The sequence below is a fragment of the Gordonia namibiensis NBRC 108229 genome (genome assembly GCF_000298235.1).
Classification (GTDB): Bacteria; Actinomycetota; Actinomycetes; order Mycobacteriales; family Mycobacteriaceae; genus Gordonia; species Gordonia namibiensis.
Map to the genome: position 1 here is coordinate 39,032 of NZ_BAHE01000010.1, position 16,628 is coordinate 55,659.

At 69.8% G+C, this 16,628-nt stretch carries 9 protein-coding genes and 1 tRNA gene; 4 read left to right on the forward strand and 6 right to left on the reverse strand.

Features of this window, described 5'->3' with window-relative positions; all coding sequences use genetic code 11:
• Positions 1-29 precede the first annotated feature (29 nt).
• Positions 30-3,344: an ATP-binding protein gene (locus tag GONAM_RS05690; RefSeq protein WP_006865821.1), complete on the forward strand. Its 3,315-nt coding sequence runs from the start codon at positions 30-32 to the stop codon at positions 3,342-3,344.
• On the opposite strand, the gene GONAM_RS05695 is transcribed toward GONAM_RS05690, so the two are convergent.
• The 6 genes from GONAM_RS05695 to GONAM_RS05720 form a co-directional block, all read right to left on the reverse strand.
• The gene (locus GONAM_RS05695) at positions 3,322-4,005 is read right to left on the reverse strand and encodes a hemerythrin domain-containing protein (RefSeq protein ID WP_006865822.1); all 684 of its coding nucleotides are present in this window, start codon (positions 4,003-4,005) and stop codon (positions 3,322-3,324) included. The genes GONAM_RS05690 and GONAM_RS05695 overlap by 23 nt on opposite strands.
• A 166-nt stretch (positions 4,006-4,171) precedes the next feature.
• A tRNA-Arg gene (locus tag GONAM_RS05700) sits at positions 4,172-4,247 on the reverse strand.
• Positions 4,248-4,302: 55 nt separating this feature from the next.
• Positions 4,303-7,278 (reverse strand): AAA family ATPase, encoded by a 2,976-nt coding sequence (locus GONAM_RS05705; RefSeq protein WP_006865823.1) that lies wholly within the window; start codon positions 7,276-7,278, stop codon positions 4,303-4,305.
• A 13-nt stretch (positions 7,279-7,291) separates the two neighbouring features.
• On the reverse strand, positions 7,292-8,491 hold the full coding sequence (locus GONAM_RS05710) for an exonuclease SbcCD subunit D (protein WP_006865824.1): 1,200 nt from the start codon (positions 8,489-8,491) through the stop codon (positions 7,292-7,294).
• A 47-nt stretch (positions 8,492-8,538) separates the two neighbouring features.
• Entirely contained in the window at positions 8,539-10,092 is a 1,554-nt protein-coding gene (locus tag GONAM_RS05715; protein WP_006865825.1) for a DHA2 family efflux MFS transporter permease subunit, read from the reverse strand.
• A gap of 2 nt (positions 10,093-10,094) precedes the next feature.
• Positions 10,095-10,760: a PadR family transcriptional regulator gene (locus GONAM_RS05720; RefSeq protein ID WP_006865826.1), complete on the reverse strand. Its 666-nt coding sequence runs from the start codon at positions 10,758-10,760 to the stop codon at positions 10,095-10,097.
• Positions 10,761-10,872: 112 nt separating this feature from the next.
• On the opposite strand from GONAM_RS05720, the gene GONAM_RS05725 reads away from it, so the two are divergent.
• The 3 genes from GONAM_RS05725 to GONAM_RS05735 are packed head-to-tail and all read left to right on the forward strand — an operon-like array spanning position 10,873 to position 16,624.
• The gene (locus GONAM_RS05725; RefSeq protein ID WP_006865827.1) at positions 10,873-11,949 is read left to right on the forward strand and encodes a glutathione S-transferase family protein; all 1,077 of its coding nucleotides are present in this window, start codon (positions 10,873-10,875) and stop codon (positions 11,947-11,949) included.
• The gene (locus tag GONAM_RS05730) at positions 11,946-12,671 is read left to right on the forward strand and encodes a hypothetical protein (RefSeq protein ID WP_006865828.1); all 726 of its coding nucleotides are present in this window, start codon (positions 11,946-11,948) and stop codon (positions 12,669-12,671) included. The genes GONAM_RS05725 and GONAM_RS05730 overlap by 4 nt, the downstream gene beginning before the upstream one ends.
• A complete protein-coding gene (locus tag GONAM_RS05735) occupies positions 12,668-16,624 on the forward strand; it encodes an ABC transporter ATP-binding protein (RefSeq protein ID WP_006865829.1) in 3,957 nt (1,318 codons plus the stop codon). Before GONAM_RS05730 ends, GONAM_RS05735 begins: the two co-directional genes overlap by 4 nt.
• Positions 16,625-16,628: the final 4 nt, after the last annotated feature.

A 16,628-nucleotide genomic window follows, 5' to 3' on the forward strand; every position in this document is an offset into this window, starting at 1 on the left:
GCCACGTCGACGAGAGGATCGGGTTGGTCATGGCGGTTCGGGGCGCGGGTCCGGCCGGTGATGCCGGTTCGAGGCTGCGGATCTCCGTGCTCGGCTCGCTCTCCTGCGAACTCGACTCCGAGCCACTCGATCTGGGCCCGCGTCGGCAGCGCGCGGTCCTGGCGCGGTTGGTCGCGGGTCGCGGTCGAGTGGTGTCCACCGACCGATTGATCGACGACCTGTGGAACGGCGAGCCCCCGCCCAAGGCCCTGGCCGGACTCCAGGTGCAGGTGTCCAATCTGCGGCGCGTCATCGAACCGTCTCGTCCGCCCCGGGCACCCGCCACCGTCCTCGTCAGTGAGCAACCCGGGTACGCCTTGCGGTTGCCCGACGCCGCGGTGGATGCGTGGGAGTTCGAAGCCACCGTCACCGGGGCCGCCTCCGACTCCCCCGAACGACGACTCGACGAGCTGGATGCCGCATTGCGGCTGTGGCGCGGAGATCCCTACGGTGGCTTCGCCGGTGACAGCTGGGCACAACCCGAAGTCGCGCGACTACACGACCTCCGTCGATCGGCGATCGAACAGTGGGCGGCACTGGCCGTCGACCACGGGCGGGCGGCGCAGGTGGCCCAGGTCCTGGCCGCGGAGTGCGACGACCAACCTGCCCGGGAGGAGTTCTTCCGCCTGTTTGCCCTCGCCCTGTATCGACTGGGCCGGCAGGCAGACGCCCTCGCCGCGCTCCGACGGTTGCGGTCATACCTCGCAGACGAACTCGGAGTGGACCCGGCACCCGCGATTCAGCAACTCGAACGCGACATCCTGCAGCAGTCGTCCTCGCTGGACACTCCCGCGGTGCCGCAGACGCCGGCTCCGGCGATGCCGTCGCCCGGTCCGTCCACGGCTGCGCCGGACGAACGCCGCGAACCGGCCGGACGCGAGGACGAGTTGGTCCTGTTGAGCGGCCACGCCGACACCGCGGCCGCCGACGGGCTGCGCGTGGTCTGGGTCAGCGCGGAGGCCGGTGGCGGCAAGAGCACTCTCGCACAGACGTTGGTGGGTCGGTTGGAATCCGGCGGCTGGGTCGGGGCCACCGGCCACTGTCCGGAGGTCGACGGTGCACCGACGGCATGGGCGTGGCGGGAGATGCTGCAACAGTTGGCGGTTCAGCGTGACTCGAACACCTCCGAGGGCCTCGACACCACGTTCGACATCGCGCGCCGGATGGTCGACGCCTGCGCAGCCCGGTCGACCGCACCGGGAACGATCCTCGTGCTCGACGACGCGCACCGAGCCGACGGCGCCACGTTGCAGGTGCTTCGGCAGCTCGTGACGTGGATGGCGCGGTCACCGATCCTGGTCCTGGTCACCTACCGTGCCTCCGAGGCCGGGGTCGACCTGCTCGCGACCACGGCGTCCCTCGCCGCGGTCACCGCTGACCACGTCGACCTCAAAGGCCTGTCGGACAACGGCATACGCGAGCTCGCCCGGTCGGTAGGACTGGGCGACGTGGATGCGACCCTCCTTGATCTGCTGCGATCCAGAACCGACGGCAACCCTCTGTTCACCCGCGAACTCGCGAAACTGATCGCCTCCCGTGGGCCGTCCGAGGCCGTCGACGGCATTCCCGACGGCGTCAAAAACGTCCTGCTGCAACGCATTCAGCGCCTGCCCGCGGAAGTGGCCACGGTGTTGCGTCTCGCCGCCCTCTTCGGGCGCACCGCACCGATCGACGGCGTACTCGCACTGTGGTCCCGGTCGGGCGGCGGTGCCGCGGCCGAGGATGAGGTTCTCGACGCCGTCGACACCGCTGTTGCGGCCGGCCTGCTGACCGCCGACATCGACAGCGTCCACTTCAATCACGTACTGGTCCGGGACACCGTCTACGACAGCGTGCCCGCGCTGCGCAAACGCCGGTTGCACTGGCAGATCGTGAAGTTCCTCGAACGGGTCCCGGACGCCGACCCGGACGAGCTGGCCCACCACGCTGCCCTGGGCGTCGCCACCGACACCCTCGACCACGCCATCGAGCTGGTGACGCGCGCAGCCCGGGCCCGCTTCCGAACCGAGTTCAAGGCCGATTCCGCCGAGTCGTGGCGGTCTGCCGTACTCCTCCACGAGTCGGCCGGGCATGCGGGCGCCGATGCCAGGGCGGCCGACCGCAGGGCCCTCGTCGATGCGTTGACCCATCTGGTGACGGCCCTGGCCTTCCGTGGCGACGACACCATCGAGGCCCGGGAACGTCGACGCCAGGCCCTCGATCTGGCGCGCGGCCTGGGCGACGACGATCTGGTGATGTCCGCGCTGACCTGCTGGCGGGCGCCGGTCATCTGGACCATCCGTCGCCAGCGGGTCGCCGACACCGAGCTGATCGCGGCGATGACGGACGCACTTCCCCGGGCCACCGACGTGCAGCGGGTGTACCTGCTGGTGTCCGCGGTCTTCGAGCTGGAGGGCATCGACGACCTGCACGCGATCGGACTGGCCGAGCAGGCGGTGCAGGCGGCGACGCAGCACGACGACCCCGAAGCGCTATGTGCCGCGTGGAATGCACGCGTGTACACCGCGCTGGGACCCGACGCCTCCGCCGGTCTCCCCGACTTCACCGACGAGTTCGCACGAGTCGCCCGGGAGTCGGGAATTCTCGCGTATCAGGCTGCCGCGCACTTCTTCTCGTTCCTGGCGCGGGCCGCGCAGACCGACCTGCCCGGTGCTGCGTCGGAGGTTCAGCAAGGACTCCGGTCCGCTTCGGCAGGTCGAGCCGGTGAGCTCGTCGTCGTGCTCTCCGCCTTCTCGGCCGTGCTCGAGGCACTCGGCGGTGACATCGACCGGGCCGAAGGCGAGTACCGCGACCTCACCGCTCGACTCGAAGCGGCCGGAGCCGTCAATGCCGCCGAGATCGGTCTGGTCGGCGAGATGGTGATCGGGTGGTTCCGCGGTTCGCTGGCCCACCTCGTCGAACCGCTCGGGGTGGTCGTCGGCGCCGCACCTCAGATGGTCTCGTGGCCGTATGTGGTCGCGCTGCTCGACGCAGGACGCCCGGACGAGGCGCGGCGCGTCGCCGAGACCGCCCCGCCGGTCAGCCGTGACTTCTACTGGACCGCGATGTCGGTGTTCCACGCGCGGGCACTGGTCCGATTGCAGATGGTCGAGGCTGCTGCCGAACTCTACGACGAACTACGACGCTGGTCGGGGACGGTCGCCGGATTGAACTCGGGATCCGTCGTGTTCGGCCCGATGGATGTCGTACTCGCTGAGCTCGCCGAGTTGCTGGGCGACCACGCTGCTGCGGCCGACCACCGTCGAAGCGAGGCGAAGGTCCGGGCCGAGGTCGAGTCGGGTCTCACCGCGCTTGGCCGACGATGATCGCCTCCCGCTTGTCGTAGCTGCGGATCAGCAGGCCGAGCACGGCACGAATGATCGGTCCGGCTTCCTTTCGCATCTTGGCGAGCTCGCATGCGTCGGCATGCCGGAACATGCGGGGCGCCTCGAAACTCATCTTCCCGCCGGTGCGCGCCGCCTTTTCCACCCGATCCCAGTCGGTCACGCTCACGTAGCGGTCGACGATCGGGAACACCACCTTCTCCTCGTCTGCGATGTGCTCGGCGAGCAGCTCGTGGGTCTGCCGGAGGGTCTCGGCCAGGTTCCCGGCCGCCCGGGTGTCGCCGGATCGTGCACGGGCGAACCCGCCGACATGGGTGCCCAGGACGGCCAGTAACGCTTTGAGTTCGGTGTGATCGTCCTGCAACTCGCGCACGTCGACGGCAGCTCCCGCCGACGCGGTGAGGATCGGCCACACGATCTCGTCCTCGATGGTGTGGTGATGGTGGATCGAGGCACACAGCTGCGTGAGATAGTCGCCGATGGCTCGCCGGCGGCGGTCGTCGCACGGTTCACCGGCACCGATGCGGCCCAGGATCTCGGCGAAGCGACGTGTGTCGTCGAGCATGGCGCGGTGGGCGATCTTCATACCGGTGAGGTCCGGTGTCGAGGTGGCGGTGGACTGACTGGAAGAACGGCTGGTCACGGGTCTCTCCTGACGGCTGGTGTCTGTTGACTGCCGTCACTGTGCGCCCAGCTGCTTACCCGGGACTTGTAGTCGCCTTGTGACGCGCGCAAACCCACCACAAATGCGTAAACCCACCACCGTGGAGGCAGTGGGTTTACGCAAAAGTGGTGGGTTTGTGCAGTTGTGGTGCCCCCGGCAGGATTCGAACCTGCGACCTTCTGCTCCGGAGGCAGACGCTCTATCCCCTGAGCTACGGGGGCTCATCGGGCGAACCCAGACTAGCGCACGCTCACCGGCACATCACAATCGGGCTGCTCACGACACGCCGAGCGGACTCTGCACCCGCAGCGTCGACCCGTGTTCGCCGCGGAGGACGTGCAGTTGAGCCGGAATCCGGGCCCGCAACTCGTCGACGTGGCTGACGACACCGACGACGCGACCGCCGGTGCGGAGGTCGTCGAGGACACCCATCACGAGATCGAGGGCTTCGGGGTCGAGAGTGCCGAAACCCTCGTCGATGAAGATCGTGTCGAGGACCCGACCGCCCGATTCGGCCGAGACGACATCGGCCAGACCCAGCGCGAGGGCCAGCGAGGCGAAGAAGGTCTCCCCGCCCGACAGCGTCGTGGTGGCGCGCAGCACGCCGGTGTACTCGTCGCGGACCTCGATACCCAGGCCGCCGCGCCGACCGCGTACACCGGCGGCGTCGGAGTGGACGAATTCGTAACGCCCCGACGACATCTCGCGAAGACGTCCGGATGCGGCGACGAGCACCTCGTCGAGCCGGGCGGCGAGCACATACGACCGCAGCGACATGCGTCGCGAGTTCTGTCCGCGCCCGCTCACCAGTTCGGCGAGTCCCTGCAGCTCTTCGTGTCGGGTCTTCAGCGGCGCGAGTGCGTCGAGAGCCGCCCAGAAGCCGGAGACGTACTCCTCGAGGTCGGTACGGCGTTGCGCGGCCACCGCATTCACGCGGGCGGCATCGTCGCGTCGGGCGCGTGCGGCCACCAGATCCGCCGTCAGACCCGCGACGTCGACCTCAGGCGCCTCCAATGCCGCACACACCTCGGGGTCGGCGAGGGTCTCCTCGGCGCCGGCACGTATGGCCGCCGCCTCCTCGAGGAGCTTCTCCCACTGGCGGATCTGCCCCTGCGACGCGGCGGCCGACCGGACCTCCTCGGCGCCGGTGAACCCGGCGTCGGCACAGGCTGTCGCGAGGCGCTCGGCGATCTCCGCCTGCCGTCGGCGGGTCCGGTCGAGCTCACGCCGGGCTTCGCGGAGATCCCGTGTGCGGCGGCAGAGCTCGGCGAGTTCACGGCGCCGCTCCGCGATCCCGATCCGTCCGCCCGTCGCCTCGTGAACCTCGGCGTCGAGGGCGCTCAGATTCTCACGCAGGGCGGTGAGTCGTTCGCTTCGTCCGGCCTGCGCGGTGTCGTGATCGGCCAGAGTCCGACGCCGGTCGGCGATCTCGGCGTCGATGCGGTCGACCGCGTCCTGCAGCGACGGTGTACGGGCGGCCGCCCGTTCGGCTGCCGCGAGGTCGGCGACCAGGCGGTCGTGATCGGCCTGGGTGGCGGCGCGGTCGGCACCGGCGATGACGGCGTCGAGATTGGCCCGGCGCTCCTGCAGTGCGGCGACCGCGGACTGGGCGATGGCCTTGATCGCGCTCGCACGTTCTTCGGCGGCCGCGGCCTCCTTCTCTTCGGCCTCACCCACCGAGGTGCCGGCGTCGCCGGTCGCCGGCGCGGGATGACCGACCGAGCCGCAGACCACGCACGGTTCCCCGTCGACGAGGGCACCGGCGAGTTCGACGGCCATGCCGGTGAGGCGCCGTTCGCGGAGATCGAGCTGGTGTTCCCGTGCGGCGGAGTGCTTTTCCCGCGCGTCGAGTAGGTCCTGTTCGGCGTCGGCCAGCTGCGCGAGTACCTGGTCGCGATCGGTGAAGGCCTGGAGGACGCGGCGGGCGTGGTCCCGTTCGGCACGCAGCTTGGGTGCCTGGACACGCAGTTCGTCGGCCGCCCGGAGTGCGGCGACCGCCTCGTCGCGGCGAGCAGGTGCCGCCTCGAGCCACGTCCGCATGTCCGTGGCCTGTTGTTCCGCAGCGGCGATCGTCTTCTCCAGCCGATCGAGATCGGCGACGAGCCGGGGTCTCTCGGCGACACGCTTCGCCAGTGGCTCCCAGCGGCCCGATTCCTCGGTCCATCTGTCGACGGCCGCGACGAGAGCGGCATCGTCGCAGTCGGATTCACACAGGGTCGCGCCCTCGGCGAGTTCGGTGAGGGCCACCCGCGCACGATCGGCGGCGTCGGATGCCGCGGTCACGTCGGCGTCCACGCGCTCGTGATCATCGGCGAGCGGCACGATGGGTGCCGCCCGCAGGGCTAGCCGGCGGAACTGCTCGGCCGCCGTCAGCGTCGCCTCGCCTTCGACGAGCCGGGCGAGCCGTTCGCGAGCCTGCAGTCCGCGGCGACGCTGATCGTCGACGCGCCGGCCGTGTTCGTACGCGGCTTCGGCCTGTTCGACGGCGGCCTGCGCGGCGGTTGATTCCGCCAGCGCGGACTCGGCGGCCTGCCGGGCGGAGTCGAGACACCCCTGGGCCCAGTCGAAATCGGGTTCGGCCGGCGCCTGGGTGCCGCTGATCGCGACGATCTGCCCGGCGATGCGGTCGAGGGTGCCGGTCTGCTCGGCCAGCTTGGATGCGCTCTCGCGGGCGCGATCGCGGAGCCAGTCCTCGAGGTCGCCGAAACGCTCGGTGTCGAAGAGGCGTTCCAGCAGCTCCTCCCGCTCGTCGGAGTGCGCGCGGAGGAACCGGGCGAAATCGCCCTGCGGCAACAGGACCACCTGGAAGAACTGCTCGGCGCTCATACCGAGCAGGCGGACGACCGCCTCGCCGATCTCGGGGATACGGGTGAGGTCCGGCCCCGAACCGTCCACCCAGACCAACGACGCACACGCGTTGATCTTCCGCTTGCCGTCGCCGCGCTTTTTGGGGCGCTCGTGTTCGGGAGATCGCGTGATGCGCAACCGCCGGGAACCGATGGTGGCCTCGAGTTCGACCTCCGGAACCGTCTCGGGTGCAGCATGATCCGAGTGGAGTCGGCGGTTGGTGTCGCGGGCGCCGGGGACCCGGCCGAACAACGCGAACGCCACCGCGTCGAGCACGGTGGTCTTGCCGGCACCGGTCTGGCCGTGCAGGAGGAACAGGCCGTCGGCGCCCAGCTCGTCGAAGTCGACGGTGACCTCGTCGGCGAACGGGCCGAACGCCCGAATCCGGATGTGGTGCAGTCTCATACGGCGTCAGTGCTCACGCGGTCTCGGCGACGAACGCGTCGAGGGCGAACAGAGCGAGCTCTCCGTCGGCACCGGCGTCGGCCTCGGGTTCGCCGACGACGGCGCGCAGTGCGCGTTCGATCAGCACCCGCTCCCCCTTGGTCGGGGTGTCGCGGACGTCCTCGATGAAGGAGTTGATGATCTCGGCGTCGCTGCGGCCGCGGACCCGCGAGCGGTAATCGACCCCCGGACCGGTGTGCGGGCGGTCCCATTGCACGTGGACCGCGTGCGGGAACCGCTCCCGAAGGCGACGCATGGCGTCGAGCGGGCGCACCGCGTCGGTCAAGGTCACCTCGACGTAGTGGTCCTCGGCATCGGCGAAGCTCCCGGAGGTCAGCAACTCGTCGAGAGTCCCGCGCAGAGAACTCAATTCGCGGACGACCGGCAGTTCGTGCCTGCGGATCCCGCCGACCCCGTCGGCGTCGAGGTCGACGACCCACACTGCCTTGCGATGTGTGCGTTCGCCGAAGGAGTACGGGAGCAGCGAACCGCTGTAGCGGACGGTGTCGGTGACGCACTGCGGGGAGTGCAGATGTCCGAGGGCGACGTAGTCGGCTCCGGAGAAGGTCTCGGCGGGCACGGTTTCCACTCCCCCGACGCTGATCGACCGCTCGGAACCGGACGCGGCGGCACCGCTGACGAAGGCGTGGGCGACGACGACGGATCGGGACTGCCGGGTCGCGAGGTCGGTACGGATGCGCGTCATGGCGGCGTCGAGAACCGCGGTGTGGCCGCACACCTCCTCGACCCCGAGATGGCGCCGGGCGGTGTCGGGTTCGAGGTACGGGATGCCGTACACCGCGACCTCGCCGTGCTCGTCGGTCAGGACGACGGGTTCGGCAATCGCCTCGATCGAGGTCCGCAGGTACAGTCCGCCGGCCGCCGCGAACGCCGACCCTGCGCCGAGGCGGGTGGGCGAGTCGTGGTTGCCCGAGGTGACGATGATGCGCGCACCGGCAGCGGCGATCTCGGCGAGGCCCTCGTCGTATACGCGCACCGCGTCGGCCGACGGCACCGACCGGTCGTAGACGTCACCGGCGACGATCACGGCGTCGGCCGATTCGGCGGCGACCAGCTCGGCGAGATGGGTCAGCGCGCGACGCTGGTCGGCGAGCAGGTCGACACCGTGGAACGTCCGGCCCAGGTGCCAGTCGGAGGTGTGCACGATCCGCATGGTGACAAACCATACGGTCGGTGCCCGACAGATCGTGGGACGCGCGCTCAGGCCCCGGTCATCGGCACATTGTGAGTCGCGCTACCCGCCGCGGCATCCGCGGGACCGCCGGGTGCGGCCGCGGCCGTCGGCATCTGGTGGGCGGGTCGCACGAAGAAGAACGTCGCCACCACGCCGACCAGCAAGGCGGCCGCGGGCAGGTACAGCGACTGACCCATCGCCGTGGCGAAACCCTCGCGGAGGAACTCCGGCAGCTGGTTCGCGCCACTGGCGTCCTGTGCGGCGCCGGCGTCGATCCCGGGCAGTTCGGCTGCGAGACGGGACTGCAGAAGGGCGCCGATCATCGCCGACCCCAGCACCGAACCGATCACGCGCAGAGTGTTGTACACACCGGCGCCCGCCCCGGCCTGATGCCACGGCAGATTTCGGGTGGCGGTGGCGGCCAGGGGCGCCCAGACCCCCGCCGACGCGACACCCATCAGGCACAGCGGCAGGATGATCATCCACACCGGCGTGTCCGGTCGGGTGACGACACCCAGCCATCCGACGGCGATCGCGCTCAGGAGGAGTGCGGTGGAGACGATGGCGCGCGGGTGCACACGATCGACGACGCGCCCCACGATGGGTGCCAGGATTCCGGTCAGTACCGCCATCGGGACCATCACGACCGCCGACTGGGTGGGTGTCATGCCGCCGACGAGCTGCAGGAAGAAGCTCAGCGGGATCATCATGGCCGACATCGCGAAGCCCATCGACGCGATGCCGATGGTCGCCAGTGAGAAGTTCCGGTCGCGGAACAGCCCGAGCGGGAGCAGCGGTTCGGTGCGGATGCGCGACTGCCACCAGACGAAGACGCCGAGGAAGATCACCCCGCCGACGATCAGGACCCACACCCAGGCGGCCCAGTCGAAGCTCTCGCCCTCCTGGATACCGAAGACGAGGGCGGACAGGCCGATCGCCGACAGTGCCACGCCGATCCAGTCGAACTGGTGGTCGTTGGTCTCGACCTGCGGGACCAGGATCGCGGCCAGTGCGAGGCCGGCGATGCCGACGGGCAGGTTGATGAAGAAGATCCACTCCCAGCCGAACGAGTCGGTGAGGACACCGCCGAGCAGTGGGCCCACCAGGGTGGCCACACCGGCGACCGTGCCCCAGATCCCCATCGCCGCACCGCGTTTCTCGGGCGGGAAGATGCGGGTGATCAGCGACATCGTCTGCGGGGTGATGAGCGCGGCGCCGACGCCCTGCAGGGCGCGCGCGGCGATGAGCTCGCCGATCGAATCCGACAGTCCGCACCACACGCTGGCGATCGTGAAGACGATCAAGCCGATCTGGTACATCGACTTCGGCCCGTACTTGTCGCCGAGGCGCCCGGTGATGAGCAGCGGTACCGCATACGTCAGCAAGTAGGCGCTGGTGACCCACACGACGCCGTTGACGTCGGTGTTCAGGTCGGCCTGGATGCGCGGCTGCGCGACCGCCACGATCGTCATGTCGACGAGGATCATGAAGAAACCCACGCACAGCGCCATCAGCGCGGCCCAGGGTCTCGTCGTCACCTCGGAGCCGGTGACCCCGGTGTCAGGGGTGGAACGGGTCATCTCTACTCGACCTTCTGTGCGAGGTGTGCGGCGTCTGCGCCGGGATTCGGTGCCGGGGCGGAGTCCGGCTGGGTCGGCACGCGATACGGCGACTCCGGATCGTCGAGCCATTCGATGCGGCGGGTGCGGAGCCTCTCGACGAGGTCGTCGAGCCAGCCGATCTGGGCGGTGAGCGTGGCGATACGGCAACCCCCGTCGAGGAAGAACATCTCCGGTTTGCCGCGGGACCGGAACTCCGCGACGGCGGCCTCGACGTCGGCGAGGTCGGCGCGCATGGTCGCGACCCGCCGCTCGAGGAGCTCGACGACCCGCTCCCTGGGCAGACCGTGCGCCTCGGACAGGGCGAGGTAGAGCTCCGGGTACTCCTCGGGTCGCGTCTCGAGGATGCGTTCGAGGTTCTCGGTCAGTGCTCGCCGCCCCGCTTCGGTGATGGCGTACACCGTCCGCTCGGGCCGATTGCCCTCACGACGGACCTCGTGGACCTCGATCATCCCGTTCTCGGCGAGTCGGTCCACCGCGTGGTACAGCGTGCCGGCCCGGAACTTGGCCAGCCGGTCCTCGCGACGTGCGACGGTCGTCTGCACCATCTCGTACGGATGCATCGGACGTTCCAGAAGTAGGCCGAGCACCAGGATCGCCACCGGTCCGAGCGGTGTGGAACACGCCATGCGTGACCCCCTTGGTCCGGTGGCCGCTGATCGGCGTCGAATATTCCAGTCGGAATATACGCACGTGTGCGGTTGCTGCCAAGTGTCGCCGGCCATCATTACTGTGGACGGCATGACTCGTGCGCAGGAGGAATCCACCCAGAGCGACCCCACCGGGACGACCGATTCCGGGGAGCAGGGCAGCTATGTGATGTCCGGCCAGGAGTTCGTGCGGGACACCAAGTACATCGAGACCCGCATCACCGCCGACGGGCGGGACGGCTATCCCGTCGAGGCCGGGCGCTATCGACTCGTCGCCGCACGCGCCTGCCCGTGGGCCAACCGGACGCTCATCGTCCGCCGGCTCCTCGGACTCGAGGACGCCATCTCACTCGGACTGTGCGGACCCACCCACGACAAGAACTCGTGGACCTTCGACCTCGACCCCGGAGGCCTCGACCCCGTCCTGCAGATCCCGCGCCTCAAGGACGCCTACGAGAAGCGGATCCCGGGTTACCCCAAGGGGATCACGGTGCCGGCGATCGTCGACGTCCCCACCGGCGAGGTCGTGACCAACGACTTCCCCCAGATCACCATCGACTTCTCCCTGGAGTGGACCGCGTTCCACCGCGACGGCGCCCCCGAGCTGTACCCCGAACGCCTGCGCGACGAGATCGACGAGGTGAGTCACGGGATCTACACCGAGGTCAACAACGGCGTCTACCGGTGCGGGTTCGCCGGCAGCCAGGAGGCCTACGAGGCTGCCTACGACCGTCTGTTCACCAAGCTCGACGAGCTGTCCGAGCGGCTGTCGACTCAGCGATACCTCGTCGGCGACACGATCACCGAGGCCGATGTCCGGCTGTTCACGACCCTCGCCCGTTTCGATCCCGTCTACCACGGCCATTTCAAGTGCAATCGCAGCAAGCTGAGCGAGATGCCGGTGCTCTGGGCCTACGCCCGCGACCTGTTCCAGACCCCCGGTTTCGGCGACACCACCGATTTCACCCAGATCAAGCAGCACTACTACATCGTGCACACCGATGTGAACCCCACGCAGATCGTGCCCAAGGGCCCCGACCTGCGGGGATGGTTGACCCCGCATCACCGCGAGGAACTCGGCGGGCGTCCCTTCGGCGACGGCACGCCGCCCGGCCCCCCACGACCCGACGAGGTCGTCCCCGAGGAGAATTGGGTACCGAAGTCATGACCGACACCACTCGTAAGCCCACCGGCAAGGCCGTCGAGGTCACCGGCGGCATCCTCGACCGTGCACAGCGCCTGCAGGGCCCCGCGGTCAAGAAGTACGTCGACTCACTGCGCCGCAAGTACCCCGACGACTCCCCCGCCCAGATCATCGAGCGACTCGAGAAGCGCTACCTGAACGCGGTGACCGGTTCGGGCAGCGCCGTCGGCGCGGCCGCGGCCGTGCCCGGGGTCGGGACGATGACCGCGTTCGGCGCGATGACCGGCGACACCGCCTTCTTCCTCGAGGCCTCGGCGCTGCTCGCCCTGTCGATCGCCGAGGTCCACGGCATCGGCGTCCATGAGACAGACCGGCGCAAGTCGCTCGTGCTGGCGGTCGCCCTGGGTGAAGAGGGCGTGCTCGCCCTCGGTCGGGTCGTCGGTACGCGCGGCGGCCCCCTGCGTCGTCTCGGCGGGGCGGCCCTGCCATCGGGCGCCATCACCAAATTGAACAAGACCCTGGTCAACAAGCTCGTGCGCAAGTACGCGATCCGGCGCGCGCCGTTGATCTTCGGCAAGCTGATGCCGGCCGGCATCGGTGCGGTCATCGGCGGCGCGGGCAGCCGCGCGCTCGGCCGGAAGGTGGTCCACAACGCGCGTGAGGCATTCGGGCCCGCACCCGCCTTCTGGGTTCTCGACGCCGAGGTGGTGAACGAGACGAGCCCGCTGCCGCCCGGCTCCCGGTGATCCCGGAATCCACCGCGCCTCCCTCCACCGGGAGCACCCCCACCTCACCGGGCTGGATCCGGAAACTGCTCGGCGAGGCGTGGCGTTACCGTCGCATCGTCATCGTGACCCTGACCGTCACGATGATCGCGGTCGCCGTCGACGTCGTGATGCCCCTGCTGGCCAAGGCCGCGATCGACCGGGCCACCGGCGTCATCGACGACGACCTCGCCCTGTCCACCATCATCACCGGCCTGGTCGTTCTCGCATTCGTCCGCTATGCGTGTCACTTCGGCCGGCGGGTGTTCGCCGGTCGCCTCGCGATCAACGTGCAGAACAACCTGCGCCGGCGCCTGCTCGACACCCTGCTGCACCTCGACGGCCGCAGCCAGCACCAGATCCGGACGGGGCAGATCGTCTCCCGCTCCATCTCCGACATCCAGGTGGTCCAGGGGTTGCTGGCCATGGCGCCGCTCTCGATGGGTGCCGCGGTGCAGATGGTCGTCGCGCTCGGTGTCATGGCCTATCTCTCCCCGCTGCTCACCGCGGTCGCGCTGGTGATCGCGCCGCTGATCGCCCTGGAGGTCTTCCGCACCCGCCGCAAGCTCTTCGCGGCGACGTGGTCCGCGCAGCAGTCCGCGGCCGACGTGGCCCAACACGTGGAGGAGACCGTCACCGGCGTCCGTGTCGTGAAGGGCTTCGGTCAGGAGGACCGCGCCGTCGACGGCCTGGTGACACGCTGTCGCACCCTGTTCGCCCGGCGCCTGCGCGCGGCACGCATCAACGCCCGCTTCGGGCCCACCCTGAGCGCCATCCCCCAGCTCGGCATGGTCGGCGTGATCATCGTCGGCGGCTATCTGACGATGACGGACGCGATCACCGCCGGCACGTTCCTCGCGTTCACCACCTACGTCACCGCGATGACCGGCATCGCCCGCCTGCTCACCAATCTCATCGTCAACGCCCAGCTGGCCCGCGCCGCGGTGGAACGCGTCTACGACGTCATCGATCACCCGCGCGATCCCGGCGAGACCGCCACCGGCACGCTGCCCGACGGCCCGCTCGGCGTCGAACTGGAAAACGTCTCCTTCGCCCACCACACCCACGAGGCCGACGATCCGCCCGCCGTGCTGACCGGGATCGACCTGCGGATCGAGCCCGGTGAGTGCGTGGCGATCGTCGGACCACCCGGTTCCGGGAAGTCGACCATCGCCGACCTGGTCAGCCGCTTCGAGCGACCCGACGCCGGCACGATCGCCCTCGTCGGCGCCGATGGCCCGCACCCGGTGGACTCGCTGTCGCCGACCGCGCTGCACGAAGCCCTCGCCGCCGTCTTCGACGAGCCGTTCCTCTTCTCCGACACCATCACCGCGAACATCGCCATGGGCCCGGGCGCCACCGCCGACCCCGCTTCCCTCGCCGACCGCGTGCAAGCCGCAGCGGCCGCGGCCGAGGCCACCGAGTTCATCGAGGCGCTCCCCGACGGCTACGACACCGTCGTCGGCGAACGCGGCCTGACCCTCTCGGGCGGACAGCGCCAGCGGATCGCGCTGGCCCGCGCACTCTTCGCGGACCCGCGCGTCCTGGTGCTCGACGACGCGACGTCGGCGGTCGACGCCACCACCGAGGCCCGGATCCTCGGCCGCCTGCGCGACCAGAAACGGACCATGCTGGTCCTCGCCCACCGGCGGTCGACGCTCGTGCTCGCCGATCGGGTGGCCGTGCTCGACGAAGGCCGGATCACCGCGATCGGCACGCCTGCCGAACTCGAGGCCTCTTCGGCGCGGTTCCGCGAGCTGATGACGAACGCCTCCGTTGACCCGCACGACGACGGGACCGCGCCCACCCCGTCAAGCGTCTCCGACGACGTCATCGAGAGCCTCTGGCCCACAACGCATCTCCCGGAGGAGCAGGCCTACGCCCGGACCGGCGCGCCGGTCGGCGCCGGCACGCGGACCGGGCAACGGGGCGGGGGCGTCGCCAGCGCACTGGGGTCGATGCCGGCGACCCCCGAACTCCAGGCCCGGGTCGACGCCCTGCCACCCGCCGCCGAGGACCCCGCCGTGGACGTCGCCGACGCCCGACGCGAGAACCCGCGCTTCACCCTCCGCGGATTGCTCGCACCGGTTCGCTGGCTGCTCGCGTTCGCACTGGCGGCCATCGCCGTCGACACCCTCGTCGGTCTGGCGTTCCCCAGCATCGCGCGCGCGGTCATCGACGCGGCCGGCGATCACGACCAGCGCACGCTCTGGTGGGCGGCGATCGGTGGTGTGATACTCGTCGGCGTCGGGTGGGTCGCCGCATCCCTGCTGACGATGACCTCCACCCGAGCGGGTGAACGCGTTCTGTTCGGACTGCGCATCCGCAGCTACGCCCACATCCAGCGCCTCGGCCTGGACTACTACGAGCGCGAGCTGTCGGGCCGGATCATGACGCGGATGACCACCGACATCGACGCGCTGTCGACCTTCCTGCAGACAGGTCTGACGTCAGCGGTCGTCGCGCTCCTGACCCTGGTCGGCGTCACGGTCGCATTGCTGGTCACCGGGCCGCTGCTCGCGCTGCTGGTGCTCCCGGTCTTCCCGCTGCTCATCGTCGCCACGGTCGTCTTCCGGCGCGTCGCGAGCGCCGCCTACACGCGGTCGCGCGAACTGATCAGCACGGTGAACGCCGACTTCCAGGAGAACATCGCCGGGATCAAGACCACCCAGACCTATCTCCGCACCGACGACGCGCAAAAGCGTTTCAGACAGCGTTCGGCGGCGTGGGTCGCGGCCCGGATGGTCTCTCAGCGGGCGATCGCCTCGTACTTTCCGTTGATCATGCTGATGTCGGACATCGCCACCGCGATCGCACTCGGCGTCGGCGCCGGACAGGTGGCCGACGGCTCGCTCACCGCCGGCACACTGGTGGCCTTCGTCCTCTATCTCACGATGCTGTTCGGGCCCGTTCAGCAGCTGTCCCAGGTCTTCGACGGTTACCAGCAGGCGGCGGTCGGCCTGCGGCGCATCGGCGACCTGCTGCGCACCCCGAGTTCGCTGCGGGTCAACCCGGACGCCACCACGCCGCCGGCCGCCGGCTTCGACGGCGAGGTCGAGTTCGACGGGGTCGGCTTCCGCTATCAGGGCGCGGAGTCCGACGCCCTGCACGACGTCGACCTGCACATCCCCGCCGGGTCCTCGCTCGCCCTCGTCGGCCGCACCGGAGCGGGCAAGTCGACGATAGTGAAACTGCTGGCCCGCTTCTACGACCCGACCACCGGACGCGTCCTCGTGGACGGCACCGACATCGGCGACCTCGTCCTCTCCGGATACCGCAGCCGCTTGGGACTGGTCCCGCAGGAGCCGCACCTGTTCACCGGGACCGTCGCGGACAACATCGCCTACGGCCGGCCGGATGCCGACCGCGCCGCGATCGTCGAGGCCGCGGCCGCGGTGGGCGCCCTACCGATGATCACCGGTCTACCGGGGCGCATGAACCATCCCATCGGCGAACGTGGCCAGGGCCTCAGCTCCGGTCAGCGCCAGCTGATCGCCCTGGCCCGCGCCGAACTTGTCGACCCCGACCTCCTCCTGCTCGACGAGGCGACCGCCACGCTCGATCAGGCCACCGAGGCCCAGGTCCTGGCCGCCGGACGGGCGATGACGCGGCGCCGGACCTCCGTCATCGTCGCGCATCGGCTGGGTACCGCGGCCCGCGCCGATATGATCGCCGTGGTCGACGGCGGCCGAATCGTCGAACTCGGAACACACGACGAACTCCTGGCGTTGCACAGTTTGTATCGCGGCTTCTGGGAGGCCGGTGTGGATCCCGACGAGGCCGCGGTGACCGAGCCCGGTGGAATGGTGCCCATCGCGGGTATGGACGCAGTGGACGCCGACTCCTACACGGGCTCGAAACAGGACGCTCGACGTGGCGCGTCCGCAACCGACAACCAGACCATCCGCGCCGGATCACCCGAGATGACGATCTGACTCC